3 protein-coding genes are annotated in these 1,831 nt (G+C 68.1%); all 3 read left to right on the plus strand.

Going from position 1 to position 1,831, the window contains the following annotated elements; translation table 11 throughout:
* Window positions 1-574: aminotransferase class III-fold pyridoxal phosphate-dependent enzyme (locus tag ACESMD_RS11870; protein WP_372613404.1), on the plus strand; the 574-nt coding region annotated here is incomplete at its 5' end.
* Between the two features lie 56 nt (window positions 575-630).
* Window positions 631-1,719: an arginine N-succinyltransferase gene (locus tag ACESMD_RS11875; protein ID WP_372613406.1), complete on the plus strand. Its 1,089-nt coding sequence runs from the start codon at window positions 631-633 to the stop codon at window positions 1,717-1,719.
* The coding region (locus ACESMD_RS11880; RefSeq protein ID WP_372613408.1) for an arginine N-succinyltransferase at window positions 1,719-1,831 on the plus strand (113 nt) is incomplete at its 3' end. The genes ACESMD_RS11875 and ACESMD_RS11880, both read left to right, overlap by 1 nt.

Below are 1,831 nucleotides of genomic sequence, written 5' to 3' on the forward strand. Positions count from 1 at the left end.
CAGCGTCGACGCGCTGCTGATCTTCGACGAGGTGCAGACCGGTGTGGGCCGCAGCGGCGCGTTCTTCGCCTACATGGAGTACGGCGTCACCCCGGATATTCTCACCAGCGCCAAGTCGCTGGGCGGCGGCTTCCCGGTAGGTGCCATGCTGACCACAGACCGCGTCGCCCAGGCCATGGCCGTCGGCACCCATGGCTCCACCTACGGCGGCAACGCCCTGGCCTCCGCCGTGGCGCTGGCGGCGGTCGAGTTCATCGACACCCCCGAGGTGCTGGCGGGCGTCAGGGCGCGTCACGATCGTTTCCGCGAGCATCTCGAGGCCATCAACCGCCAGCACGAGGTGTTCAGGGAGATCCGCGGCATGGGATTGCTGATCGGCGCCGAGATGGCCCCCGAGTATGAGGGACGGGCCAAGGAGATCCTGCCGCTGGCCATCGAGGAAGGGCTGATGGCGCTGATCGCAGGGCCCAATGTGCTGCGCATGGCGCCCTCGCTGGTGATTCCCCAGGCCGATATCGACGAGGGCATGGTGCGTCTGGAGCGCGCCGTGGCAAGGCTGGTGGCGGGACGGTGAGTCAGCGCGACTATTCCGACAACACCGGCAACGACGTTTCCTGCGAAGGCCATGCCATGCTGGTCGTACGTCCCGTCTGCTCGGCGGACCTGCCGGCCCTGGAACGCCTGGCGAGCAGCGCCTCGCCACGGCTGACCAACCTGCCGGCGCACCGTGACCGTCTGGAGGAGCGCATCGCGCGCTCCCGGCTGGCGTTTTCCCGCGAGGTGGAGTTTCCCGGCGACGAGCATTACACCTTCGTGCTCGAGGACCTGCAACGCGACGCGGTGGTGGGAACCGCCACCATCCGCGCCCAGGCGGGCTCGCGGGAAGCCTATTACACCTATCGTCAGGAGACGCTGATTCACGCCTCGCAACAGCTCAACGTGCGTCGTGAGGTGCCGACCCTGTCGCTGTCCCACGAGGTCTCCGAGGCGAGCCAGCTCTGTGCGTTCTCGCTGGACGCCCGCTACAAGGGCACCAGTGCCGAGAGCCTGCTGCGTCGTGCGCGGCTGATGTTCATCGCCCAGTACCCGGAGCGCTTCGCCGAGATCCTGGCCATGGCGTTTCCCGGCTACCTGGACGAAGAGGGCGAGTCGCCGTTCTGGGACAGCGTGGGGCGGCATTTCTTCGTGCGTGACTACCAGGAGATCAACTATCTGGCCGGGGTGCGCTCGAAGAGCTTCATCGCCGAGGTGATGCCGCAGTTCCCGCTCTATCTGGCACTGCTCACGCCCCAGGCGCGGGCCGCCATCGGCCGGGAGCATCCGGATCATGAGCAGGCCCTGGCCGAAATGCTCGGCGAAGGTTTCCTGCGCTCGCGCCACGTGGACATCTTCGATGCCGGACCGGTTGTCAAGGGCGAACGCGATCGGCTGGCGACCTTTCGACGGGCCGCCTGGCACCCGGTCCGCATTCGCCCGGCGCACACCCTGCCCGACGCCGAACCGGCCATGGTCGCCAACCAGCGCCTGGAGGATTTTCGCTGTGTGGTGGCCCGCTATGCCTTGTCGCCGACCGGCCAGCTGATGCTCTCGTCCGAGCATGCCTCGCGCCTGGGGGTCGAGGAGGGCCGTGCGGTACTGGCCTCGCCGCTGGCGCTGCCCGGGCTGGGAGAGGGTGGCGGCGATGAGCATGACCCGGGCTATGACGAGGGGGAGCTGTAATGCGCATTCGACCGATTGCCGAGGCCGACCTGGACGAGCTGCAGGCCCTGGCTCGTGAGACCGGCGTGGGCTTCACCTCGCTTCCCGACAACCGCGACTTCCTGGCGGCGCG

The organism is Halomonas sp. (genome assembly GCF_041689495.1).
Lineage (GTDB): Bacteria > Pseudomonadota > Gammaproteobacteria > Pseudomonadales > Halomonadaceae > Halomonas.

Excerpts from the sequence above, each read along its gene's own strand:
- ACESMD_RS11875 (WP_372613406.1), top strand. The coding sequence starts at position 631 with ATGCTGGTCGTACGTCCCGTCTGCTCGGCGGACCTGCCGGCCCTGGAA.